Annotated in this window: 24 protein-coding genes and 4 tRNA genes; 19 read left to right on the plus strand and 9 right to left on the minus strand. The window is 33.2% G+C overall.

Annotated features, from left to right (window positions below; genetic code table 11):
* Positions 1-9: 9 nt before the first annotated feature.
* The 10 genes from SMGD1_RS12730 (at position 10) to SMGD1_RS12775 (ending at position 10,663) form a co-directional block, all read left to right on the plus strand.
* Positions 10-2,880 (plus strand): caspase family protein, encoded by a 2,871-nt coding sequence (locus SMGD1_RS12730; RefSeq protein ID WP_008339638.1) that lies wholly within the window; start codon positions 10-12, stop codon positions 2,878-2,880.
* 68 nt (positions 2,881-2,948) lie between these two features.
* A complete protein-coding gene (locus SMGD1_RS12735) occupies positions 2,949-3,290 on the plus strand; it encodes an arsenate reductase family protein (protein ID WP_008339757.1) in 342 nt (113 codons plus the stop codon).
* A 10-nt stretch (positions 3,291-3,300) separates the two neighbouring features.
* Positions 3,301-4,338 carry a D-alanine--D-alanine ligase gene (locus SMGD1_RS12740; RefSeq protein ID WP_008339612.1) on the plus strand — a complete coding sequence of 346 codons (1,038 nt, stop codon included), beginning with the start codon at positions 3,301-3,303 and terminating at the stop codon, positions 4,336-4,338.
* Positions 4,338-5,075, plus strand: coding sequence for an EstV family lipase (locus SMGD1_RS12745; protein ID WP_008339619.1), 738 nt, complete (start codon positions 4,338-4,340; stop codon positions 5,073-5,075). Before SMGD1_RS12740 ends, SMGD1_RS12745 begins: the two co-directional genes overlap by 1 nt.
* On the plus strand, positions 5,075-6,520 hold the full coding sequence (locus SMGD1_RS12750) for a Mur ligase family protein (RefSeq protein WP_008339810.1): 1,446 nt from the start codon (positions 5,075-5,077) through the stop codon (positions 6,518-6,520). Before SMGD1_RS12745 ends, SMGD1_RS12750 begins: the two co-directional genes overlap by 1 nt.
* Positions 6,521-6,522: 2 nt before the next feature.
* Positions 6,523-7,002 (plus strand): TRAP transporter small permease subunit, encoded by a 480-nt coding sequence (locus SMGD1_RS12755; RefSeq protein ID WP_008339648.1) that lies wholly within the window; start codon positions 6,523-6,525, stop codon positions 7,000-7,002.
* Positions 6,999-8,282: a TRAP transporter large permease gene (locus SMGD1_RS12760; protein ID WP_008339826.1), complete on the plus strand. Its 1,284-nt coding sequence runs from the start codon at positions 6,999-7,001 to the stop codon at positions 8,280-8,282. The genes SMGD1_RS12755 and SMGD1_RS12760 overlap by 4 nt, the downstream gene beginning before the upstream one ends.
* Before the next feature lie 44 nt (positions 8,283-8,326).
* The gene (locus tag SMGD1_RS12765) at positions 8,327-8,827 is read left to right on the plus strand and encodes an HIT family protein (protein WP_008339832.1); all 501 of its coding nucleotides are present in this window, start codon (positions 8,327-8,329) and stop codon (positions 8,825-8,827) included.
* Positions 8,817-10,109 (plus strand): M23 family metallopeptidase, encoded by a 1,293-nt coding sequence (locus SMGD1_RS12770; RefSeq protein ID WP_277812890.1) that lies wholly within the window; start codon positions 8,817-8,819, stop codon positions 10,107-10,109. Before SMGD1_RS12765 ends, SMGD1_RS12770 begins: the two co-directional genes overlap by 11 nt.
* Before the next feature lie 119 nt (positions 10,110-10,228).
* Positions 10,229-10,663, plus strand: coding sequence for a globin domain-containing protein (locus tag SMGD1_RS12775; protein ID WP_008339885.1), 435 nt, complete (start codon positions 10,229-10,231; stop codon positions 10,661-10,663).
* A 168-nt stretch (positions 10,664-10,831) separates the two neighbouring features.
* Here the strand turns inward: SMGD1_RS12775 and SMGD1_RS12780 are convergent.
* A tRNA-Gln gene (locus SMGD1_RS12780) sits at positions 10,832-10,906 on the minus strand.
* Positions 10,907-11,080: 174 nt separating this feature from the next.
* Between SMGD1_RS12780 and SMGD1_RS12785 the strand changes: the two genes are divergently transcribed.
* Genes SMGD1_RS12785 through SMGD1_RS12795 form a run of 3 tightly spaced genes read left to right on the plus strand, consistent with a single transcriptional unit; the run spans position 11,081 to position 13,451 of the window.
* Positions 11,081-11,689, plus strand: coding sequence for a hypothetical protein (locus SMGD1_RS12785; protein ID WP_008339814.1), 609 nt, complete (start codon positions 11,081-11,083; stop codon positions 11,687-11,689).
* Between the two features lie 23 nt (positions 11,690-11,712).
* Positions 11,713-12,375, plus strand: a complete 663-nt coding sequence (locus SMGD1_RS12790) for a response regulator transcription factor (protein ID WP_008339691.1) — start codon at positions 11,713-11,715, stop codon at positions 12,373-12,375.
* On the plus strand, positions 12,372-13,451 hold the full coding sequence (locus tag SMGD1_RS12795) for an ArsS family sensor histidine kinase (protein ID WP_008339869.1): 1,080 nt from the start codon (positions 12,372-12,374) through the stop codon (positions 13,449-13,451). Before SMGD1_RS12790 ends, SMGD1_RS12795 begins: the two co-directional genes overlap by 4 nt.
* On the opposite strand, the gene SMGD1_RS12800 is transcribed toward SMGD1_RS12795, so the two are convergent.
* From SMGD1_RS12800 to SMGD1_RS12815, 4 genes are all read right to left on the minus strand, one after another.
* Positions 13,438-14,340, minus strand: coding sequence for a hypothetical protein (locus tag SMGD1_RS12800; RefSeq protein ID WP_008339739.1), 903 nt, complete (start codon positions 14,338-14,340; stop codon positions 13,438-13,440). The two genes, SMGD1_RS12795 and SMGD1_RS12800, sit on opposite strands and share 14 nt — an antisense overlap.
* 96 nt (positions 14,341-14,436) lie before the next feature.
* Positions 14,437-14,513: transfer RNA gene (locus SMGD1_RS12805), tRNA-Met, on the minus strand.
* A 12-nt stretch (positions 14,514-14,525) separates the two neighbouring features.
* A tRNA-Gln gene (locus SMGD1_RS12810) sits at positions 14,526-14,600 on the minus strand.
* Between the two features lie 16 nt (positions 14,601-14,616).
* Positions 14,617-14,693, minus strand: a tRNA-Met gene (locus tag SMGD1_RS12815).
* A 238-nt stretch (positions 14,694-14,931) separates the two neighbouring features.
* Here SMGD1_RS12815 and SMGD1_RS12820 point away from each other — a divergent pair.
* The 3 genes from SMGD1_RS12820 (at position 14,932) to SMGD1_RS12830 (ending at position 18,684) form a co-directional block, all read left to right on the plus strand.
* Positions 14,932-15,960, plus strand: coding sequence for a bifunctional 3,4-dihydroxy-2-butanone 4-phosphate synthase/GTP cyclohydrolase II (locus tag SMGD1_RS12820; protein WP_008339773.1), 1,029 nt, complete (start codon positions 14,932-14,934; stop codon positions 15,958-15,960).
* 96 nt (positions 15,961-16,056) lie between these two features.
* Complete coding sequence (locus SMGD1_RS12825) at positions 16,057-17,727, plus strand: response regulator (RefSeq protein ID WP_008339851.1); 1,671 nt, start codon at positions 16,057-16,059, stop codon at positions 17,725-17,727.
* Between the two features lie 90 nt (positions 17,728-17,817).
* Entirely contained in the window at positions 17,818-18,684 is an 867-nt protein-coding gene (locus SMGD1_RS12830) for an FAD:protein FMN transferase (RefSeq protein WP_008339838.1), read from the plus strand.
* Here the strand turns inward: SMGD1_RS12830 and SMGD1_RS12835 are convergent.
* The 4 genes from SMGD1_RS12835 to SMGD1_RS12850 all read right to left on the minus strand — a co-directional run bounded on the left by SMGD1_RS12835 (position 18,655) and on the right by SMGD1_RS12850 (position 21,465).
* The gene (locus SMGD1_RS12835) at positions 18,655-19,101 is read right to left on the minus strand and encodes a hypothetical protein (protein WP_008341507.1); all 447 of its coding nucleotides are present in this window, start codon (positions 19,099-19,101) and stop codon (positions 18,655-18,657) included. The two genes, SMGD1_RS12830 and SMGD1_RS12835, sit on opposite strands and share 30 nt — an antisense overlap.
* Complete coding sequence (locus tag SMGD1_RS12840) at positions 19,085-19,558, minus strand: hypothetical protein (RefSeq protein WP_008341509.1); 474 nt, start codon at positions 19,556-19,558, stop codon at positions 19,085-19,087. The genes SMGD1_RS12835 and SMGD1_RS12840 overlap by 17 nt, the downstream gene beginning before the upstream one ends.
* Positions 19,558-20,085 carry an FMN-binding protein gene (locus SMGD1_RS12845; RefSeq protein ID WP_008341510.1) on the minus strand — a complete coding sequence of 176 codons (528 nt, stop codon included), beginning with the start codon at positions 20,083-20,085 and terminating at the stop codon, positions 19,558-19,560. The genes SMGD1_RS12840 and SMGD1_RS12845 overlap by 1 nt, the downstream gene beginning before the upstream one ends.
* A gap of 135 nt (positions 20,086-20,220) precedes the next feature.
* A complete protein-coding gene (locus tag SMGD1_RS12850; protein ID WP_008341512.1) occupies positions 20,221-21,465 on the minus strand; it encodes a porin in 1,245 nt (414 codons plus the stop codon).
* A 169-nt stretch (positions 21,466-21,634) separates the two neighbouring features.
* Between SMGD1_RS12850 and SMGD1_RS12855 the strand changes: the two genes are divergently transcribed.
* The 3 genes from SMGD1_RS12855 to SMGD1_RS12865 are packed head-to-tail and all read left to right on the plus strand — an operon-like array spanning position 21,635 to position 24,544.
* Positions 21,635-22,369, plus strand: a complete 735-nt coding sequence (locus tag SMGD1_RS12855) for a DUF695 domain-containing protein (RefSeq protein WP_008337217.1) — start codon at positions 21,635-21,637, stop codon at positions 22,367-22,369.
* Entirely contained in the window at positions 22,366-24,192 is a 1,827-nt protein-coding gene (locus SMGD1_RS12860) for an MFS transporter (RefSeq protein ID WP_008337477.1), read from the plus strand. The genes SMGD1_RS12855 and SMGD1_RS12860 overlap by 4 nt, the downstream gene beginning before the upstream one ends.
* Positions 24,173-24,544, plus strand: a complete 372-nt coding sequence (locus tag SMGD1_RS12865; RefSeq protein WP_008337518.1) for a diacylglycerol kinase — start codon at positions 24,173-24,175, stop codon at positions 24,542-24,544. The genes SMGD1_RS12860 and SMGD1_RS12865 overlap by 20 nt, the downstream gene beginning before the upstream one ends.
* The last annotated feature ends 7 nt before the right edge of the window (positions 24,545-24,551 follow it).

Raw genomic sequence — 24,551 nt, forward strand, 5'->3', positions numbered from 1 at the left:
GGCAATATTATGAAGAATCAGATTTTTATACTGCTTATACTCAATATGTTGGCTTCAAGCCTGATTAGTGCAGGTGAGACCACTTTAAAGCTTGATACAAAAGGTCACACAGGCCTCATAAGAGATATTGTCATAACCAAAGATAAAGACATACTAACTGCCGGAGACGACAAGACTATAAGGATTTGGGACAGAAGTGGTGTTGAGAAACGAAAGATATTAGGACAGATTGATATCGGAGCAGCTGGTTCTATATATACTATTGCCTTAAGTGAAGATGAGAAATATCTAGCTGTTGGCGGATACTTGGGAAAATATACAGGTACTAAGGCTAGGGTAGACGAAGAATCTCACTGGATCAGAATACATGACTACTCAACAGGTAAACTACATAAAGTCTTAAAATCCCATACAAATATTATTAATGATCTCTCATTTAGCGATGATGGAAAATATATGATCTCAGCATCAGCAGATGACAGTGTAAAAATTTGGAATGTAAATGATGATTTTAGTTTAGAAGATACTATAACATTTCATTCAAAAGATGCGTATGGTGGAAGAGTCATAAAAAAGAATGGCAAGTACTATGTTGTAACTGTAAGTTATGACAATAAAATAGCTCTGTACGATATGCAAAATAGAAAAGTAATAAAAAGTCAAAGTAGTGACTATCAACTAAAAAGTCTAGCCGTCTCAAATCCTTTTGGAGATCAAATAGCAACTTGTGGTAAGGGTAAAGAGATACTAATATATGACTCTGATCTGAACTTTGTAAAAAAGATAAAATCAGAGACAATACCAGAAGGTTTGGCTTTTAGTAAAGATGAGAAGATGCTAATATCAGGAACCAGTAATTCTCCTAACATTGTAAATATATATAATGTTAATGATAATTACAGTTTAAAGAGTACTTTTAAAGAGCATAAAAATGTATCTATTGCTGTTGGTTTTTTAGATAATAATACAGCAGTAAGTACAGGCGGCATAAAGAGTGAAGTTGTAATATGGGATGTAAACACTCTAAAGGTTAATAAAAAAGTTTATGGAGTAGGTGGTAAAATATGGGGAGTTGGCATCAGTGGAGACAACATTGCATGGACTCATAAATGGACAAGATCCAATGGACTAAGTGAACTGCAAAAATCAATCAATTTAAAAACATTTAATATCTCAAACGTTAAACAAACATCTTACTTTAGTAGAATCTCCACTATCAACGGTAACTACACGCTTATGACTTCAGCAGGTGGAGACTATGGAAAAAATGATGCAATACTAAACATACAAAAAGATGGGCAGACAAAAGCAAAAATAACAAGAATGTCATACGATGGCTATCATCATAGTTGCTATGGCTGGTATAAAGACTATGTCATCAGTGCTGGCAGTGGCGGGCATATAAAAGTATATAGTAAAAGTGGGACTGAAATAGCCTCATTAGTAGGTCATAGCGGAGAAGTCTGGTCTATTGCAGTTGATGGTGACAGACTGGTAAGTGGCAACGATGATCAGACTATAAAAGTATGGGATCTAAGTCGTCTTAGTAATCTTGATTCATCAAAAGTTATATCTCCAATGCTTAGTATATTTGCAGGGACTGATGATGAGTGGGTGGTCTGGTCTAAGAGCGGTTACTTTAACTCATCTGTCGGCGGTGATAAATATGTTGGTTATCATATAAATCAAGGACCAAATAATCAAGCTAGATACGTTGGAAGTGACAAGTACTTCGATACACTTTTTAGACCAGATATTATCGCATCTATCTGGCAGACAGGTAGTGAAGAAAAAGCCATAGCCTTTGCAAGTAGAACAAAAAAGGTAAAGAGTGTTAATGTAGCCAAATCTCTTCCTCCTGTTGTAAACTTGCTTAGCAGTTCAAATATTAAGACTTCGAAAAATTCAATAGAAGTGAAGTTTAGTGTTAGTTCTAAAGAAGATATAAAAGAGATAATTATTATTCATAACGGTGAGCGAATAAACGCTAGGGGACTTAAAAAGAAAGATAATAAAGATTTTAAAAGTGTAATAATAGAGCTAGATTCAGGTGAAAATATAGTGAGTATAAAAGCCACAAATAAGTTTGCCATGAGTGATGAAGTGCTTGTTTATGCTACAAAAACAACACAAGCTAAAAGCATATATAAACCAACCCTTTATATGCTCAGCATTGGAGTAAGTAAGTATAAAAATTCTGAGTATAACTTGGGTGTTGCAGATAAAGATGCTGAGTCTATGGTTAAAATATTTAAAGCTCAAAAGGGCAAAATATATAAAGATGTAGTAGCAAAGATCCTTGTTAACTCAGATGCAAGCAGTGATAACATACTTGATGGATTAGACTGGATAGATAAAGAGGCTACTAGCAAAGATGTTGTAATAGTTTTTATCGCAGGACATGGAGTAAATGACGATAAAGGAACTTACTACTTCTTAAGCCATGATGCAAATCTAGAGAGCCTTAGGCGCTCAGCAGTAAAATGGACAGAGATACAAGATACTATGAGTAATCTACCATCAAAAGTAATACTCATTGCAGATACCTGCCACAGTGGAAATATCACAGGCACAAGACGTGACATAACAAGCGCTATCAAAAGCATAGTGAACTCTGGTAGCGGTAGTGTTATTATGACAGCGACTACTGGTAGTGGTTATTCTTATGAGAAAACAGAATGGGGACATGGAGCTTTTACTAAGAGTTTTATAGATGGACTTGGTGACATGAAAGCGGACTATGACAGTGATGGAACTGTAACGATAAAAGAGATTGATTTGTATGTAACTTCTAGAGTTAAAGAACTAACTAAAGGCAAGCAAAAACCTACAACAATTATACCTTCTTCGGTACCTGATTTTGCTATTGGAGTCAGGTAGTTTAGATTCTAAGTAGCTAAAGGTAAAAATGCTATAATGGCGAGTTTTAATTTAAGGAGAAATATTTTATGAAACTGTACGGCATACCAACTTGTGGTAGTGTAAGAAATGCAAGAAAATTTTTTAAAGATAATGATATTGATTTAGAATTTGTTGATTTTAAAAAAACTTCTGTTGATTGTGAGAAAGTTGATGAGTGGTTAGAGCAGATGGATATGGATGTTCTTTTTAACAACCGCGGAACTAAGTACAAAACTTTGATGTTAAAAGAGTTGAACCTTGATGATAGTGGTAAAAGAGAGTGGCTTTGTAAAGAAAATATGCTTTTTAAAAGACCGATCATAGAGTTTAATGGCAAAGTAGTAGTTGGCTGGGATGAAGAAAAATACAAAGAAATATTTATAAAGTAAGGGACAATATTTGAAATTAACAATTTTATTTGGTGGTGCAAGTTTTGAACATGAGATAAGTATCGTAAGTGCTATAACTCTCAAGGGAAAATTATCTGGGTTTGATCTGAGTTTTGTCTTCTGTGATCAAGATCATAAGTTTTATCTGATAGAAGCTTCAAAGATGAAAGCTACTACTTTTAGTAGAGGTGAACATAAAAAGATGCCACAACTTAGCATCACAAACGGTTCATTTTCTCAAAAGACTATGTTTAGTTCAGTTGAACATACTGGGACAGTTTTAAATCTTATTCATGGAGCTGATGGAGAAGATGGAACTATAGCATCTCTGCTAGACTTTTTTTCTATAAAATACATAGGTCCAAGAACAGATGCTAGTGTATTCTCGTATGACAAAAGATACACAAAGTGGCTTTGCGTGGCAAAAAATATAAAAAGTGTAGAGTATGAAGTTCTCTCTTCAAAAGAGCATACAAACATAAATATTCCATATCCAATCATCATAAAACCTGCACGTCTTGGAAGCTCTATCGGGGTTAGTATCGTAAGAAATGAAAGCGAACTTGATTATGCTCTTGATGTTGCTTTTGAGTTTGACAAAACTGTTATAGTAGAGCCATTTATAGAAGGTGTAAAAGAGTATAACTTAGCTGGTTTCATGGCGAAGGGTGAGGTATATTTTTCTATAGTTGAAGAGCCTCAAAAAGAAGAGTTTTTAGATTTTGAGAAAAAATATATGGACTTTTCACGTTCTGAGAAAGTTTTAAAAGCAGGTATTAGTCCTGAATTAGAAGTTAAGTTAAAACGTGCTTTTGAGAAGGTCTATAAAAATCTTTTTGAAGGTGCGCTTATCAGATGTGATTTCTTTGTAGTTGACGGAAAAGTTCTTCTGAACGAAATAAATCCAATCCCAGGTTCTATGGCGAACTACCTTTTTGATGATTTTAAAAGTTCAATAGAACTACTTAGTAATTCACTTCCAAGTAATAAAAGAGTAAAAGTAAACTATGAATATATTCACTCTATTAGTCAGGCGAAAGGTAAATAATGGCTATAAAATCTATACAGTACAATCAGCACACTTTAGATGTAAGTTATGAAATACTTAATCCTGAGGCTCCAGTAGATTTAATCATTTTACATGGCTGGGGAAGTAACAAAAATTTGATGAAAAAGTCATTTTCTTCTTATATGGATACTTTTCGCCATATATATATAGACTTGCCAGGTTTTGGAGGAAGCACATGCAATGTAGCTCTTGAGACTAAGGACTATGCAAGAATAGTTGAACTACTAATGATTCATATAAATGCATCTAAAGATATTATACTTGGTCATTCATTTGGTGGTAAAGTGGCTGTTTTACTAGAGCCTAAGGTCCTTGTTTTAGTTGCTAGTGCAGGTATTTATGTACCAAAATCTTTTAAAGTAAAAGCTAAGATATATATATTTAAAATGTTTAAAATATTTGGACTTGCAAAACTCCGCTCTATGTTTGTAGCAGACGACGCAAAATATCTAAGTGAACCAATGTATCAGACATTTAAAAATGTCGTAGATGAAGATTTCTCTGATGATTTTGCAGCTTACAATGGTAAAGCACTTTTATGTTGGGGAGTGGGAGATACTGCAACACCGCTAAGTTCTGCCCAGAAAATTGATGCTCTTATAAATGATTCCACTCTTAAAGTTTATGATGGAGACCACTATTTCTTCATGACACATGCTGAGCAGGTATCTAAAGAGATTCAAGCTACATTTCTAAAAACTCTGGAACATGTATAATGTTAGATATTGAGATTTTAACTGCTTTTGTAACAAATGTTTTGTTTGTAACGGTACTTGGATGGTATCTTATTACAAATCTTCAATGGTATGATTATAAACTCTCTCGTGTTATTTTAAAACATCATAAGCCACATTGGCATCTGCTGTACTTTTTTATCCCGTTTATGGCTTATTACACAACTGGACAATACTTTAGTATTTTCTTTTATTTCGCTGTTGCTCCTGCTATTTTTGTTTGGCACAAAAAGCTGGATAAGAAACTTGTTCTTACTTGGAGAGTTAAAAGATTTCTAATCCTTCTAGTCTCTTTGGTTCTTTTTCAAGATGTACTTTGTACACTAAAAGAAGCTTGTGGAACTTATGGTGTGTTTATGCCTCTGGCTATGGCTTACATCGGTAGCTTTATGATAGAAAAGTTTCTATTTATGGCATTTAAAAAAGAAGCAAAAAAGAAGCTAAGCTCAATCAAAGATATGCAAATAGTTGCTATTACCGGAAGTTATGGGAAAACAAGTATAAAAAACTTTGTAACTGAAATATTAAGCACTAAGTATAGAGTTTATTCAACTCCGAGAAGCGTAAATACTATCGGTGGAATCATGCGCGATATAAATGAGTCATTGCCAAGTGATACTGAGATATATATCTGTGAGGCAGGTGCTAGGGAGAGTGGTGACATTTATGAGATCACTACCTTTTTAGAGCCTCAAATTGTAGTTGTCGGAAAAGTTGGAGAGGCTCACTTAGAGTACTTTAAATCTTTAAAAAACATCATAGCAACTAAGCTTGAGATTATGCAGTCACCAAGACTTATGAAAGCTTTTATACACTCTTCTGTGACTGATGAACCACATGATAAAGTTACTTTCTTTGGCGATAATATTCAAAATATGGATGCAACTATTGATGGAACAAACTTTGAGTTAAAACTGGGTAGTGATATTTTGACACTTCATACAAATATACTGGGCTCTTTTCAAACTATGAATATTGAAGCTGCGGTAAATGTAGCTAAAAGTTTTGGTATGAGTAACTCAGAGATAACTAAAGCAGTAGCTAAACTGACTCCAGTAGAGCATAGACTTCAAAAAATAGTAGCCGGTGGAAAAATCATCTTAGATGACGGATATAACGGAAATATAGATGGAATGCTAGAGGGCATAAGACTATGTTCATTACATGAAGGCAGAAAAGTCATAGTAACTCCTGGACTTGTTGAGAGTAGTGATGAGCTTAACCTAAAACTTATAGATGCAATAAACGAAGTCTTTGACATAGTAATAGTGACGGGTGCTTTAAACGCAACACTCTTTGAAAAGAACATAAAAGTTACAAACAAAACTATACTGCATGATAAGTCAAAAATTCAAGATGTTTTAGCTTCTCAGACAAAAGCAGGAGATATTATTCTCTTTGCAAACGACGCACCGAACTTTATATAGATATGATAGATAATGGCATAAAGTATTTAGGGTATTTTACAGCTCTTATCTTAGCTCTGCTGGTCTTGTTAGTTGTTTATGACGCAACTGCAAGATATCTCTTCTCAACAGGCTCTATTGCTCTTCAAGAGCTAGAGTGGCATCTCTTTGATGTGATTATCCTCTTTGGTATCGCTTACACTCTAAAAGAGAATGCTCATGTAAGAGTAGATATATTTTATGCAACTTATAGTGAGAAAACAAAGGTAATAGTCAACATAATCTCTTCACTATTTTTTATACTTCCTTTTTCATTTCTTATTATCTACATAGGCATCGATTTTGTGGCTCTTAGTTTTTCTCAAAACGAAGCTTCTTCAAATCCTGGTGGCTTAGAATACAGGTTCTTGGTTAAAGCTCTTTTGCCACTATCCTTTGCTTTTTTAGCGCTTGTAGCTTTTAAAGATCTCAAATCAAACTACATTAAATGGAAGTCGCTGTGATAGCTCTGTTTATGTTTATAGTAGTTTTAGCACTGCTTCTTGTAGGAATACCGGTAGCTTTCGTTTTTGGAAGTGTAGCTATCGCTTTTGCATTTCTAATTCCGGGACTTGGATTTGAAGTTTTTGATATCCTGCCCTTTAGAATCTACGGAATCATGTCCAATACAACTCTTATGGCAGTTCCTCTTTTTATAACAATGGGTCTAGTTTTAGAGAAATCAAAAATGGCTGAGAGACTTCTAGTATCTATGAGTGCAATGTTTCGTGATGTTCGTGGAGGACTTGCTGTAAGCGTAGTCCTAGTTGGAGCAATGCTTGCAGCATCTACAGGTATAGTATCAGCATCTGTTGTTATGATGAGTGTTATAGCGCTTCCTCTGATGTTAAAAGCAGGGTACGACAAAGGTCTTGCATCTGGTACTGTAGCAGCATCTGGAACTCTAGGACAGATTATACCCCCATCTATCATACTTATCATTCTTGGTGATGTTATGAGTGTAAGTGTCGGTGAGCTTTTTATGGGTGCTGTTTTGCCTGGGCTTGTTCTTGTAGGTCTCTATATAGCTTACATACTTATCCGTTCTTACTTCTCTCCTGAGATTGCACCAATCCCAAAGAATATAAAAGAAGTCTCAACAAAAGAGATAATTATCTCAATAGTTCCTCCTCTACTTTTGATGGTTTCTGTTTTAGGAAGTATATTTGCGGGTATAGCATCTCCTACCGAATCAGCTGCTTTTGGTGTAGTGGGCGCTCTTGTTCTTAGTTACATAAATAAATCACTTAATATGGAGATGCTAAAGTACGCATCTTTAGAGAGTGTAAAACTAAGCGGTATGATATTTATGATTCTAATCGGAGCTACAGCCTTTTCTCTAGTATTTAATGAGCTTGGCGGTACAGACCTTATAGTAGATTTTTTTCATGAAGACATAGGTGATGTATGGGTTTTTATAGCTATTGCAATGATAAGCATCTTTATACTGGGCTTTTTTATAGACTTCATAGAAATATCGTTTATCATAGTACCGATACTTGTTCCTGTTATGGAAGGTTTTGGCATCGACCCTGTCTGGTTTGCAGTTCTTATAGCACTAAATCTTCAAGCCTCATTTTTAACACCGCCTTTTGGACTCTCTCTCTTTTTTCTAAAAGGTGCAGCAGGTGATACAATAAAGACCATGGAAATATACAAGGGAATCATCCCTTTTATACTTTTACAACTTTTAGGGTTAGGTTTAGTTATACTTTTCCCAGATTTAGTTTTTGCATTTCTTTAATTAGTCCCGTAAAGGAAATTACTTTTCAAAAAAGGAGAAATAGTATGCAGGATATTTTATACGCACCATGGCGAGATGAATACATAACTGGAAAAAGAATTGATGGTTGCGTCTTTTGTCATATCAGATCTCATGCAGATGACGACAATGATTTACACGTTCTTTACAGAGATGAACACTGCTTTATAGTTATGAATGTTTATCCATATACCCCAGGTCATTTTATGATTATTCCTCACATGCATACTGATAAACTTGAAGATCTTCCTGCTGAGACTTGGCTACATATGAGTGCTTTAGCTCAAAAAGGTGTGAGGCTTTTAAAAGAGGGTCTAAAGTCTCAGGGCGTAAATATAGGTATGAATCTTGGAAAAGCTGGTGGAGCAGGAATAGCTGAACATGTTCATATGCATCTAGTTCCTAGGTGGGAGAGAGATACTAACTTTATCACTTCTGTTGCTCAGACAAGGGTCTACTCAACTGACTTTGACAAGATATATCAAAAGATTAAAAGTCTCATTCCAAAATATATAGATGCTAACTAAGTTTGTATACCTTTTATTAATCTTACAACTCTCCCTAAGTGCTACGGAGTATCCAAAAAGCTTTGCAAAGATGGGAACTCCACTTTTTAAATCAACTCAGACAATAAATAAGTTATCAAATATAGAATTTTCAAAAGAGTATCTGAAATCTGTAAACAAGGCTATAGAAAGTGGATTCGCAGTAGATAAATCAAACAATGATAAAGATAAAAAGAAATATCTCTTTGAGTTAAGAGAACTACAAAAACAATACAACAAATTTTTACATCAACTACACAAAAACATAGAAGCTTCTATAAAAGACAAAGATTACGATACATTTTATGAACTTATATCTTATGAGTTAGATGGACTTTTAAATAGTAGGGCTTTACTAAAGAGATCTATAGAATTTTATAAAGCTAACAAAAATAAAAAAAGAAGTGAGTACTTAGACAAAAAGATAAACTATAAAAAGATGATAAAAGCATCAAGCAGTGTCGTTTATACAAAAGTAACTAAAGCTACTTATAACCCATCTAATAAGGGTGTGAAAAATAGAAGTGTTGATCTCTTTGTTAAAAAATCATCAAAATATATAGCTGTTTTTGCACGTAACAAAAATCCATACAGTATTACAATAAATGTAAAAGGAGAGTATAAAAATTTAGGTTATGCTGATGTAGCTCATACTTTTTCACTAAAACCTGACTCTACAAAAGAGTATATAAAACTATATAAAAGAAATGGTTCCTACACATATAGTTTTAGTTATAGCTGGATTAAAGGCTCAATGGATGCCAAACATGATGACAGTTACCAGTATAGACTTCCATTCGCTAGAGGTACATCAAAAGTAGTCTCACAAGGTTACAATGGAAGTAGTACACATAAAGGTGCAAGTAGTTATGCAGTAGATTTTATTATGGACATCGGTACAAAAATATATGCTGCAAGAGGTGGTGTTGTAGTCGATGTAAAAGAGGATTCAAATAAAGTAGGTTACAGTGAATCTTTTGCAAAACATGGAAACTTTGTAACTATAGAGCATGACGATGCAACATTTGCTACATACTATCATCTGAAAAAATTTGGTGCATATGTAAAGGTCGGAGAGAGTGTAAATAGAGGAGATCTTATAGGTTATTCAGGAAACACAGGCTACTCAAGTGGACCTCACTTACACTTTCAAGTATACAAAACAACAGATGCTAGAAGCACAGAGTCTATTCCTGTTAAGTTTTTAACAGATGATGGTGTTATTATAAAACCTAAGAATGGAAGTCTGTATACAGCTAAGTAGATGTGATATATTGAAACTACTATATATCACAAATAACTAAAAAAAATATCTTTAGTTTGCATTGTACGTTTAATGTGATATAATCATTTGTTATTTACATATATTTAGGAAAGTCTTTGATGCAAGAACTCTCGCAAAAACATATAGACATAATAAAAGAATCCGCTGAGTTAATCACAGCTAACGATTTAAAGATTACAAATAAAATGTATGAAATTCTATTTTATAAATACCCACACTTAGAGATGCTTTTTGAAAATGCTCCTGATAATCAGTTTATGAAGCTTGCTGAAGCGCTCTCTTTATATGCTGTAAATATAGACAAGATAGAAAAGCTGATTCCAGCCTTAGAGTTGATAGCTATAAAGCATGTAGAAGTAAATATTCGTCCAGGACACTACTCTATGGTAGGTATGGCTCTGATTGAAGCAATAGAAGAAGTTCTAGGTAAAATGGCTCCTATAGGTTTTATAGATGCATGGAGAGAAGTTTATAAATATGTTTCAGATATATTAATTGAGATGGAAAATAAGCTATATAAAGAGTTAAAATAGTTACTTTTTGTCTTCTTTTTTTCTAGTTAGAATAAAACCAAATATTCCTATAATCACTAAAAATACAAGAGTTCTTATTACGATAGTTAAACCATCTGTCTCAGCCATAGTATGCCTTTAAATGTATAGTATATGTATAGTATATGTATTATTGATTTTTTATGTCGGTGGATGGGGTAGAGGGATTCGAACCCCCGAATGCCAGTACCAAAAACTAGTGCCTTACCGCTTGGCGATACCCCAACATTGAAAAATGTGACGAAATTTTATCATATAAAACTTAGAATTCTATAAAATTATAGATATTTTTTTATCTGATTCGTGGAGAAGCTTCGGTTTACTTTTGTTTACTTTGGATTGAATATCGATTTAAATCTCTGTTATAAACTTATATAAATAAAATAATGGAGTTTAATTATGAGTATCAATTCAATAGGTTCAACACAAGCGTATCAACCACAAATGAATAGTTCTGCTAGATCTAGTAGTTTATCCTCTGATCAAAAAGCATTTATCGAAGAACTTCTTTCTCAGTATGATTCAGAATCATTATCTGCAGATGATGCAAAAGAAATAGTGAAAGCGATGCAAGAAGCAGGAATAGAACCTTCTCAAGCAATGGCAAGTGCTATGGCAACTTCTGGATTTGAGGCAAAAGAGATTGGCGACTTAGCAGGTGTAGGCAAGGGCGGTGGAGAAAGACCTATGGGACCACCACCTCCAAAAGAAGAGGAGATGTCTAGCATTTCTGATTTACTGGAGAGTTTATTGAGTTCTGAAGAAGAAGATGAGTATGATGTTACAACAACTAGCGTATCTTCATCATTTGATACTGTTTTGGATTATACAAGTAAAATTGTTAGCCTTAAAGATGACGCTAAAGCACAAGTAATGGATTTGCTAAATAAGTACAATTCACAAGATAATAAACTTTCTCAGGAAGATACACAAAAATTTATAGTAAATTCTTTAAGTCAAATATTGAAGGAGTCTGATAATTATAATACAATGTCATTTTACGCATAATTATTATGAAAAGGTAGCATGTTATGATTAATATTTTAATGATTGAAGATGACCCAGAGTTTTCTCTGTTTCTGGGAGAATATCTTGAAAAATACAATATTAATATTACAAACTATCAAGACCCATTTTTGGGTCTGAGTTCTGGTATTGACAAGTATGATTTACTTATATTAGATTTAACTCTTCCAGGAATAGATGGCTTGGAAGTTTGTAGTGAAGTAACAAAAAAATATAATATTCCAATCATTATCTCAAGTGCAAGAAGTGACTCTACAGATAAAATAATGGGCTTACAAATGGGAGCTGATTATTATCTGCCAAAGCCCTATGATCCAAAAGAAATGTATGCTGTCATTCAAAGTCTCTTAAGACGGATAAAAAAGAATAATAATCCCATCACTCAAAGTGATTTCACATACGATAGGTCCAACTTTAAAATTACGTTCAAAGAAGAAGATTTGGCACTTACCCGTGCAGAGTGTGAGGTAATGCTTTGCTTATTGAAAAACAAAAACTCAGTTGTCTCTAGAGAGCAGATAGTTGAGAGTTGCGATAGTTTGAGTGATAGTTATTCAAAAAGTTTGGATGTGATTATCGGCAGACTTCGTACAAAGCTAGGTGATGACTCAAAAAATCCAAGTTACCTGCACTCAGTTAGAGGCTTAGGATATAAGATTTCACAATGACACTATCATTAAAAGCTAAGATAACAATTGTATTTATTTTTTTATTTATACTACTAGTATTAGTAGCTTTACCATTTCACCGCATGCAAGAAAGCAAAGCAAATGAAAATGTGATTAATGACTATGAAAGATTGATGCATCATATTAAGCGAGAGAGATTAGATAGAGAGAGTGTTGCAAAATATCTGAAAAATCTAAATTTTACACAAGTTGAAAATCCAAAACATATTTTTGATAACCTAGATAAACTAATAATTAGAAGAGGCGGATTTGAGACCTTTATGGTAGAAGACAGATACTATTTACATATATTAGCTCCCCATTTTAGAATCCTTTTCAAAGATGAATCAAATAAGTTTGAGAGAAGTTTCATAGATGTTTACATTTTTCTTTTTGTTGGACTGCTCTTTATTTTTATCTACTATCTTATTATAAAAAATATAAATGATACACAGCATCAACTAAAATCTAGACAACTATTTTTGAGAACGGTTATGCATGAGTTAAAAACTCCTATTGCAAAAGGTAGAATTGTAAGTGAACTTATAGACGATGAGAAACAAAAAAATAGAATAATTACTATTTTTGAAAAGCTTAATTTTCTTATTGATGATTTTGCAAAAGTTGAGCAGATAGTTTCAAATAATTATGAGTTAAATATGTATCCTTGTGGAATTGATACTATTGTTCAAAAATCTATTGAGATGCTGATGCTTGATAAAGAAGACGATATCTCACTTGAGAATATTTCCACTAATAAGATAAAAGTAGATTTGGATTTATTCTCTTTAGCTCTTAAAAACCTTATAGATAATGGACTAAAATACTCAACTGATACAAAGATTGTAATTAGACAAGAGTCAAATAGATTATTGTTTATATCAAATGCTAAAGTGCTGAATAAACCATTAGAAGAGTATTTTAAACCATTTCATAATGATACAAAACTAAAAAATCATGGTATGGGACTAGGTCTTTACATTACACACTCAATTGTTCAAATGCACGGTATGAAATTAGATTATGAACATAAAGGTAATCAGAATATTTTCAAGGTAGTATTTAATAGTTTATAGTAAATCCTACCCCTATATTGTATCCATCCAATCCATCCGCTTTAATTAGATTTACTTCAAGAAAATAACGTTTTATCCAAGAAGGAACATTTGAGTAAAGATAACTTATCGCTCCAAGACTTGCATAATTGTTAAACTTCACAGTGTTGGCTATATCTCCGTTTAAGTAGTTGGCATTAAAATATGACTCTAGCGTTATATAGTTTTTATCAAAACTAATCAATTCATTGCTTTGTGCTCCTATGGTAAATGTAGCTACACTGGAGTCTGTGTTATATGATATTAGCTCATCAAAGCTAAAAGAAGATTTTGTTTGATATGTTTTGTATGAAAATATGACATAAGGGTTAAGCTCTTTAAATTTTGTTTTATACTCAACATCGGTAAAAAACTTATAACTTATGTTGTCATTGAAGTTTTTATTGAAAAAGCCCTCAATTGCATCTCCAATAGCATCGTCTGGTTGAGTTAATTTAGCACCAGAACGTGAATAAATCAACTCAATTCCGCCAGAAGCAGAGAATTCTTTTGTGAATTTATATCTAATGCCTCCACCAATTCCAGCAGTGTAAGTTGAAATATGATTTTCGTAGTTAAGACGAGAATTTGGAGGTATTATCACATCTTTGCTTATATTTACTGTGCTGTAACCAAGATTACCAACTATAAAATACTCTATACCTTTGTCAGTTTGTTTTAAAGTGTAGGAAAATGGCAAGTGATAAACGTGCATATCAACCCCCACTTTTGTAAAGTGATAAAGACCAGAGTTTAAAGAGTCTTGAGATGTAAAAATTAAAAGTGTATTTATGCTTGCTAAGTGAGCTTTTTTTGCTATATCTTCAATAGTGTCTGCATTGGCTAATTGTACATAAAATAATGAAAGCAATAATGCTTTATATATAATTCTAATCATTATTTGTTATAAGCAATTAAAGTTCCTGCTTTTATTTAACACTTAATGATAAATATATTTGAAAGTAATTGGTTGCGGAAACAGGATTTGAACCTATGACCTTCGGGTTATGAGCCCGACGAGCTACCGAACTGCTCTATTCCGCGTCATTAAAAAGGTGGATGGGGTAGAGGGATTCGAACCCCCGAATACCAGTACCAAAAACTAGTGCCTTACCGCTTGGCGATACCCCAACATTGAAAATTGAATTGGTTGCGGAAACAGGATTTGAACCTGTGACCTTCGGGTTATGAGCCCGACGAGCTACCGAACTGCTCTATTCCGCGGTGTTTAACAAACCTGATTACCATGTTTGTTGGAGCGAAATTATAGGCAAAACAATTTTCTTTGTCAAGTATTTCAGAGGCAAATTTAGAAAAAATATTTAGTTGTGAAAATATAGTCTTGATTAGAAGGTTAAATACTGAAATATAATTAAATTATTTGGATAATAAAGCCAAAATAGTGGTTCAGATTAAACTACATATTGTATAATTCTCTCAATAAAATACATAAAGAGAATATATGACACCTATACAAAGAGTACTTGAAGCTATCCAAGAGATTAAAAAAGGTAATATGGTCATTATGGTAGATGATGAAGATAGAGAAAATGAAGGTGATTTAGTATATGCCTCTGCTTTCTCAACCCCTAAACATGTTAACTTTATGGCTATGCATGCAAGAGGTTTAATCTGTGTTGCCCTTAGTAAGTCTATAGCTACTAGACTTGAGCTTAACCCAATGGTTAGCTCAAACACATCTTCTTATGAAACAGCGTTTACTGTATCTGTAGATGCTAAAAATGCTCTTACAGGTATTTCTGCAGGTGAGAGAGATGACACTATTAAAATTCTTGCAAATCCTATCTCTCATGCAGATGAGTTAGTAAAACCAGGACATATTTTTCCTCTTATTGCTAAAGATGGTGGCACGCTAGTTAGAACTGGGCACACTGAGGGTTCAGTAGATCTGTGTCGTTTAGCCGGTCTTAGTGAGTCTGCAGTTATTTGTGAGATTATAAAAGAAGATGGAACAATGGCAAGACGTGATGACCTTGATATCTTTGGAGAGAAAAACAATCTTAAAACTGTTTTTATTTCTGATATTGTTGAGTATCGTTTAGCAAATGAAAGACTTGTAAATGAAACGAAGGTTGAAGAGATAGACTTTTTTGGTGTAAAAGTTAAGCAACATACTTTTGTAGATCATGACAATGTTGAGCATACTGCGATTGTATTTTACAATGCCGGTGAAGTGTCAAATGTAAGAGTTCACAATGTTATACCTGACATCGAACTTCTTTTAAATCAGAAAAAATATAATAACCTTGTAAGCTCAATAGACTATTTAAAGAAAAACAGCGGTGTTTTAGTTTTTATCAACAAAACAAACCATCAAGATAATGCAGCTATGAAAGAGATTGGAACTGGTGCTCAGATCCTAAAATCTCTTGGTATTTCTAAAATGAATCTTCTAACATCTCTTAAGCAAACAGAATTTGTTGGTCTAGGTGGCTTTGGGTTAGAAGTCAACGAAATAATAAATATTTAGATTAATAAGATTTTTTAATTGATATGTGTCAACTTGCTTTATCTAGAACTTTTGTATAATCGTTGTTAATACTAAAGAAGATAATATGATGACTAAATGGTAGCAACCCCGGCACTAATTGTCGATGACAGTCCTATGATTGTCAAAATAATTAAAAAAGCTTTATTAACTAATACTATTGATGGATATCTGTTTGATGAGCATAACATATATACCGCTTCAGATGGTATGGAAGCTTTTGGAGTAATGGGTGAAGGCCATAACATAAAGCTAATCGTTAGCGATATTAACATGCCTTACTTAAACGGTGATGAGTTTATAGAAATCTTACAAGATACAGGCAAACTAGAAGAACTAGAAGTTGTCTTTGTAACTGCTTCTTCAACAAAACTAACTCTCTCCCGCTCTATAAAAGAAAATACTCTTGGTGTTATTTACAAGCCTTTTAGATTTGATGGATTTATAGAAAAACTAAAACATCTACAAGCTAATCAATCTATAAAAGACAGAGAAATTGAGCGTATTAAAGAGCGACAAATTGAGAAAAAGAAGTTTATAGAGAAAATTTGTCTTATATATTTAGATGATTTGGATCTGGAGTGGATTACTGATACCCTAGATTCTCTCATAAACGAGACTTTTAGCAATGCTGAGATATCTGAAGATGATTATCCTGAGATGATATACTCAATTATCTCAACATATCTGTTTGAAGAGGAAATAACACATAAGACAGATGCTAAAAAAATTTCTTGTATCATTAAAAATAATGGCAAACAAGTTGAGTTGAGTGAAAATCGTTTTGCTCTTATAGATGATTTTAAATCACAGATAAAAATGATAAATTCTAAAGAGTTAGAACCAAAAGCAATACTTGAAGCCATAATGACACCTTCTCTTGATAAGATATCTATGGCTACGAGTCAAGTGAGAAAATTTCATAAGATTAAGACTAAACTCTACGCTCCTCATTTTAAATACATCATAGAAGAGTTGACAAAACTAGATTGTGATTTTCCAGATATACAATTGAGAAAATTGGTTTTAGAACAAAAAGAGATAGCTGACTTTTCTCAATTTATATATGATTTTTTAGATAAGAACGAAATAAGCAAAAGCATTAAGGCAGTTTCCTCATCTGAAGCTCTTGGGATTGAACTTGCAAGACGTCTAAATAAAATGCTTAAACTTATTTCTGCACTCTCTCGTCACTACTGTGGTAATATAGAATTCTATATATGGAAAAGAGCCAGAGAATCTTCAGAAATATATGAATATCTTAAAAGAAACATGCCTAAATCTATGCCAAGTAGTTCGAGGTTTTTACTTCATAAAAACAAGATAACTAGTAAAGAACTTCAATTTTATTTGCCGTACGAAAAACAAAAAGTCCTTGTTCTATCAAATTCTTTACAAACACTTGGCGTATTTAAGGGTGAAGTAAATGAATCACTTGATAAATGGAACTTCTTTTGTTTTACAAAAATATCTCTTTTGGATGCTTGGGTGCATAGTAATATACCTGATAAAATAATCATTGATTACAAGTTTAGAAGCTCTGTATTTGATGATGGTATTGAGTTTTTAAAATTAGCTCTTAAACAGTATCCTATTATGAAAGATGCTGTTACTATGGATCAGCTCTATTTTATTGCAAATAAAAATGATTATGAAAAACTAAGGAAATATAAAAGTACTCATAACTTCTCAATAATTGAAGAACCTTTAACTTTAAATGGGATTTATGAGACTCTTGTATACGACTAAGGCTAGAAAATCAAATTTTTAATTATAAGTTTATTAATCTTTTTTGGGCTAATTTTAGATGCTAAAACACTATCTAGAACTCAGGTCATTATGTCAACATTTATAACTATATCTGTTGATGAAAAAGATACACATCTAGTTGAACATGGTTTTAAAATCATGAAAGACATAGAAGCATCTCTTTCTTCTTATAAAAAAAGTGCTGTGATTTACATGTTAAACAGAGATAAGAAAGTAAAGCTGGACAACTACTCATATCAAGCTTTGAAGCAAAGCAGAGAACTATATAAAAATAGTGATGGCTACTTTGATATAACTGTTGGATCTATTACTAAAGATTTGTATCATTTTGGAGAGGAAGAACGTCTTGCATCTATCAAAGAGTTAAACGATGCAAAGGTAAACTTTAGAGGAATTCATTTCTCTAAAAATGAAGCCTCTTTAGATGATGGTATAAAAATTGATCTTGGTGGAATAGGTAAAGGTTTTGGGGTTGATAAGGTAGCAGGCTATTTTAGAGCAAATAGTGTAGAAGCTCGCATCTCTGCAAGTGGAGATATACGCTGTTTGGATGTCTGCTCTATAGATGTGCAAGATCCATTTTCTGATGCTAAACTGCTCTCTTTTAAAACATCTAAAAAAGATTTAGGCATTACTACGAGCGGAAACTACAACAGATATGTAAAGAGTATAAAGAACAACCATCTAATCAATCCAAAACTAAAAAGATCACAGACCAAATTTGTATCGATAACTTTAATAGGAAGTATTAGTAGTAGTTTTCTTGACGCTTATGCAACTGCAGCTAGTGTAATGCCACCTAAAAAAGCTTATGAGTTTTTAGACTCACAAGAGCTTGCATACATAGTTTTACAAAGTGACGGAGATATGAAAATAAGCTCAAATATTGGCGAATATACAAACTCTTTAGTCATAAACAATGCTGTGAAGAAGTAGCCAAGATACATAAAGAATAAGAGCTAAAAAAACAAAAAACGATAAGAGTTTTAAAAATGCTGCAAACTCAAAACCGTTTACTATGAGCATCGGTGTAAAAATCTCCAGTATTGCAGTTAAAAAAGTAAGGTAGATAACTGTTAAAGTGCTTTTTTTATATCTGAGTTTTGTAAAGACTAAAAAGTGCAAAAGCACCATAGAGATAAGTCCAAATGAAAATATATGCGGCAAGGCAGTTTTGAGTATACCGCTTGTACTCTTTGTAGGTATAAATTTGTCCTCATTACCTAGATAATAATCAACTACTTCCCCGTAGCTAAAGCCTATCTTATACTCAAAAAGCATAACTGCACTAGATATTAGGAGTAGTGAAAAAACAAGATAGTAGATGATAGAGAGTTTATACGCCTTTTGCATAAAGCTTCCAAAATGAATATAAAATCATATAAACAGCACTTAGATGCCAGATGAAAAAAGTAATAATGTATAGGTAAATAAATATTGCAGATACAAAGTAGGCAAGGGCGATAGCTGTCAGAGAAGTTATAGCACTAATCATAAGAGTATTAGTCATAAAAGTTCTGCTTCTATTAGCTAGACGGATAAAAACTGCACTAAGAGTAAGAAGTACCATCATCATAAAAAATATCTCTACATGCCAGAACTCTAAAAATGAAGCTTTTGTAATAGGGTCTATAAAATTTTCTTCACTTCCAAATAGTGTGATATTTATTGTCTCTACAGATATGCCAAAACCAAAAGATTTAACTAGAACATCTGAGATAATATATAGAAGTATAAAGCTTAGAAAACCAGTGAGAATAAGTCTCATGGCATTATCTTTTTTTATGTTGTTTATGAGAGTAAACTTCACTACTTAGCCTTTAGCATCTCATTATAAAAAGCAAATGCAAGTCGTGAAGAGTCTGTTATGCTTCTAGCACTAAGTGTTGCGCCTGTTATTGTAGGTATTTCTCTACCCACGTTTAGTTGTTTGTCTGTAGGTACATTTTCAAACTGAGAAGTCCATTTCTTTGATGGTATATATTCCATTGGTTCATTAAAGGCAATAATCTCTATGCTTAAAAGAGTTGAGTTTGTTGAGATAAGATACATAACAACAGCATTTTTAGAGCGGACTTTTTTGTTGATAATAACTCCAAAACCTAGTGTTTTATCACCTTGTATAGCTTTAAAAGTTTTGAATATCTTGCTGTCTAGTTTTACTTTCGCGTTATTTTGAATAATTTTTGCTTGTTCATTGTTTAGTAAAATATTGTTTTTAACTATAGTCGCATTAGTTCCGAAACTCTGTTTCATCGCATCTATAGGAGAAATCAACATATTTGCACTTAGTTCAATCGATATAAGTATAAAAAGCGTAAGGTATATTTTTTTCATATTAGTTTTCTTTATTTAAAGTTTTTAGGATTGTATATGATTCTTTTTCAATTGTCAATTATGAATATCAATAAAAAGAGGTTTGCATGGTCTCGGATGCAAACCTCTGTGTTAAACAGGAGAATGTTTTACGTTTTAGAAAATAAATCCCATAGAGATACTTGTAGTATCTGAATCAACTGCACCTTGGCTTGCCATTGCATAGTCAAGTTTTAGTACAACTTGCTCATGAGGAAAGTAGTTTATACCGACTGTAGTTGTATCAAGTCTGTCTCCAGAAGTTCCATCAGCTCTCTCTTCTTCAGGATTGATACTCTCATATTGAACAAAGATAGGAAGTTGTTTTTTTATAGAAGTTAGAGATAAAACATCAAAACTTGCATTTACAAAACCACCTTGAGCTTTTTCTACAGCATTTGCTGCTATATCTGCAGCATCTGATCTATCTGTTTGAGTATAAACACCATATACTCTAGCACCGCTGTTTTTATAGTCTAAATGCACATCATACATATTAGTAGTAGAGCTTTTTCCGTTTACTGATGGTGCAGTGTATGCAGAAGCACCAACTAAAAGACCGTTGATGCCGGTGTAGTCAACTCTTGCAACGAAAGCCATGTTCGCATCTGTCTGTTTAAATGAGCCGCCACGACCGCTTCTTAACCATGAAGACCCAGTAACACCTGTTTGTAAAGCACTTACTGCTGCAAATTTATATGATAAGTTATCGATAATATCACCATAAACCATAGCACCACTCTCATGCCAAGTAGAAGGTATTAGGTTTTTTGACGTATTTGGTCTTTGAACAGTAGTAAATAGTGTCGGCTCATGTCTCTCATTTATAAGACCCATAGGCATTAGCATATTACCAACTCTGATGTTCGCATGTTTGTTTATAAGAAAGTCAAGATACATAAACTCAACTATAACTTCACCACCCTCAGCAGTACCTCCGTTGTTTGCTACACCACCGTGTTCAAACTCGATTTCTGTATTTAAGATGATGTTATCACTAAACTTATAACCTATATATGGAACAAATCTATATACATCTAAAGTCGTTTTATCTGCATTATTATTTGTTTTTGCATCTGAGTAATACATCTCTCCGTAACCACCAATACTTAAAGGAGATTTTGAGTAGTAAACTTTAGAAGCTGCAGCTCCAAGACCACTATGAGATTTTTCACTGTTAACTGTAGTATAGTTAAATCCTGTTTTTAAGTCACTTGTCTCATCAACTAAAGTTTGCGTCATTTCACGAAGTTCTTTAACTTCTTGCTTAAGAGCTTTAATATCCGCTGATTCACTTGCGTATGCAGTGCTGCCTAGTAGTAAAAATGCACTTAGTGCTAATGTTGTGTTTATCGTTTTCATTTGTTTTCCTTTTGGTAATGATATTTGTTATCATTAAGTTATAACTGAATTGTAACTCAATTATTCTTAAATGAATATAAAAATGATAATTATTATTAATAAGAATTAGTGAGAATAAAAAGGCTTAATAATAAATTAGCTATAATAAGTAAAAAAATATAGAGAGAATATGAGAGAAATATTTAATAGATTAGAAGACGACGTTAAAGTGATAACTGAAGTGAATATCGAGGCTACAGACTCTAAAGAGATGAATCCATGGTTATTTAGTGTATTTATAAAGTATGATGATTTAGAAGCCAATGAAGAAAGCTATGAAGAATTCTTAGAGACTAAAGAGTCTCTTATCATAGCATTAGAACATCAGGATAGAGCAGTTTATGTTGGAAGCAGAGTGCTTGATGGCTGGAATGAGCTTTACTTCTATGCTTATGATTCTAAAAAACTAGATGCAATTGCTAGTAAAATACTGACTCCTTCAAACTATGTTTATGAAAGTAATGTAGTTAGAGACACTAAATGGGGCTTTTATGAGACTCAGCTTTTTCCAACAGAGTTAGAGTTTTGTCATATTCAAAGTGCAAAGATTATCTTTTTACTAGAAGAAGAGGATGAAGACTTAACTATAGAGAGAGATGTTGAGCATTATGTGTCATTTGAGACACCTACTCAGAAAAATAGATTTATTAATACACTAGATCTTGATGGTTTTAGTTTCAAGGATGAGATAAGCTCTGAAGAGTTTGAACATGGTGTAGCTCTCGTGAAAACTCATGCCGTAACTGAAGATGTTGTAACAAAAGTTGTTGAAGAGCTTTTTGCAAAGGTTAAAGAGGACCATGGTTACTACGAAAGTTGGAGTACAACTTTAGTTTCGCAAGAACTAGAAGAGAGATCTAAATGAAAGAATGTTCAAATCGTAGAGTAGTAAACTACTTAATAGTTGTTTTTTTAAATGCTTTTACAGATTTGGGACATAAAATAATCATACAAAATACTATTTTCAAAGTCTATGATGGTGAGATGCAGATAGTACTTACGGCAATCGTAAATGCTCTTATTCTACTTCCATTTATCCTAGTCTTTTCACCTTCTGGGTTTTTAGCTGATAAGTTTGCTAAGAACCTTATCATGAAACATGCATCTGCACTTGCAGTTGTTTTGACACTTCTAATTACTTTTTCATACTATCAAGGCTGGTTTTTTACTGCATTTGCTATGACATTCATGCTCGCTCTTCAAAGTGCTATCTACGGTCCTGCTAAGTATGGGTATATTAAAGAGCTTGTAGGTGTAAAGTTTATCAGCTTCGGTAATGGTGCAGTTCAAGCAGTTACAACAGTAGCTATTCTTAGTGGTATTATCTTTTATACAGTTTTATTTGAAATAGCTTTAGCGGATAATTTTACAACCAAAGAGGATGTTCTTCAGGTCATAGCTCCTATAGGATGGTTGTTGGTCTTAGGTTCTACTATTGAGTGGTTTTTAGCTTCAAAACTACCAAACAAGATGATAGAAGCGAGTCAGAAAAAGTTTATCTTTAAGAGATATATTCAGGGTAAATACCTGCAAAAAAATCTTAAAACAGTTACAAGAAAAAAAGAGATATTTGAGGCTATCTTGGGACTTAGCCTTTTTTGGTCTATCTCTCAGGTAGTGCTGGCTATTTTTGGAGAGTATGCAAAGAGTGAGCTTGGCATCACAAATGCTATCTATGTTCAAGGTGCTATGGCTATGGCAGGTTTTGGTATTGTTACTGGATCTATTATGGCAGCTTCATATTCCAAGTACTATGTAAATAGTGGTGTGGCTACTGTAGGTGCTATTGGTATGACAATAATTGTTTTTATTATTCCTACAAGTGAGTCAATGATAACACTTACAGTTCTCTTTGCTTTTTTTGGAATCTTCTCAGGTTTTATTATGGTTCCTCTAAACTCTCTTATACAACTTCGTGCTCCAAGAGTACACCTTGGAGTTATACTCGCAGGAAACAACTTTATACAAAATATTTTTATGGTCTCATTTTTAGTTCTTACAACTATATTTGCTTACTTTGGAACAAATGCAGTCGCTCTGTTTTATCTTATGGGACTTGTTGGGATATATCTGAGTTTCATCCTCTTTAAGAGATATTTTGTTCTATCTTTTTGGGCATTTGTAGAGATGATACTCAAAATGAGATATAACTTTCACTATGTGGGACTTGAATATATCCCTGCATCTGAAGGTGTTCTGCTTCTAGGGAATCATGTAAGCTGGGTAGACTGGGCAATAATTCAGATACCTATAAAAAGACGTCTTAACTTTATGGTTGATAAAGATATTTATAACTGGAAATTATTTAACAAAGCGCTTAAAAAAGGCGAGGCAATTCCAATCTCTAAAAAAGCTTCAAAAGATGCTTTCGCAGAAGCTTCACAACGACTAAAAAATGGTAAAATTGTGGCTTTATTTCCAGAGGGGCAAATTAGCCCTGATGGAGAGACTGGAAAGTTTTACAAGGGATATGAACTTATCTCAAGTGACTATGACGGAAAGATAGCTACTTTTTTCATAGATGGGATGAATGGAAGTATGTTTTCTAAGACTAGAGATTTTAATCTTTTTAGCAGAAGAGATGTAACAGTATACTTCTCAAAGCCAGTACATAGGGAAACAAAAACTCAAGAAATAAGAGAAATTATTACAAATTTAAAGGGTAAACATGAAACTAAACAAGCCTAAGCATTCACTTTTTAGAAATGGGATGTATGCTGTAGAAGGTTTTATAGATATAACAAAAAATGAGACATCATTTAAGTGGCAGCTACTTATGCTAAGTGTTATGGGAATAGTAGCATGGAACTTGCCTATTGACTTTGGGCATGCTAGCATCTTGTTTATATCTCTATTTATACCTGTTTTAGCAGAAGTAACAAACAGTTCAATAGAAAGAGTCGTTGATTTAGTGACTAGTGACTATCATATTCTGGCAAAACAGGCAAAAGATGCAGGTGCGACTTTAGTTCTTTTAAGTCTTATAGTAACATCTCTAATTTGGATCTCTGTTTTAGCAGTGGCATTTAACTTAGTATAGGCAAACC

The organism is Sulfurimonas gotlandica GD1, from assembly GCF_000242915.1.
Lineage (GTDB): Bacteria > Campylobacterota > Campylobacteria > Campylobacterales > Sulfurimonadaceae > Sulfurimonas > Sulfurimonas gotlandica.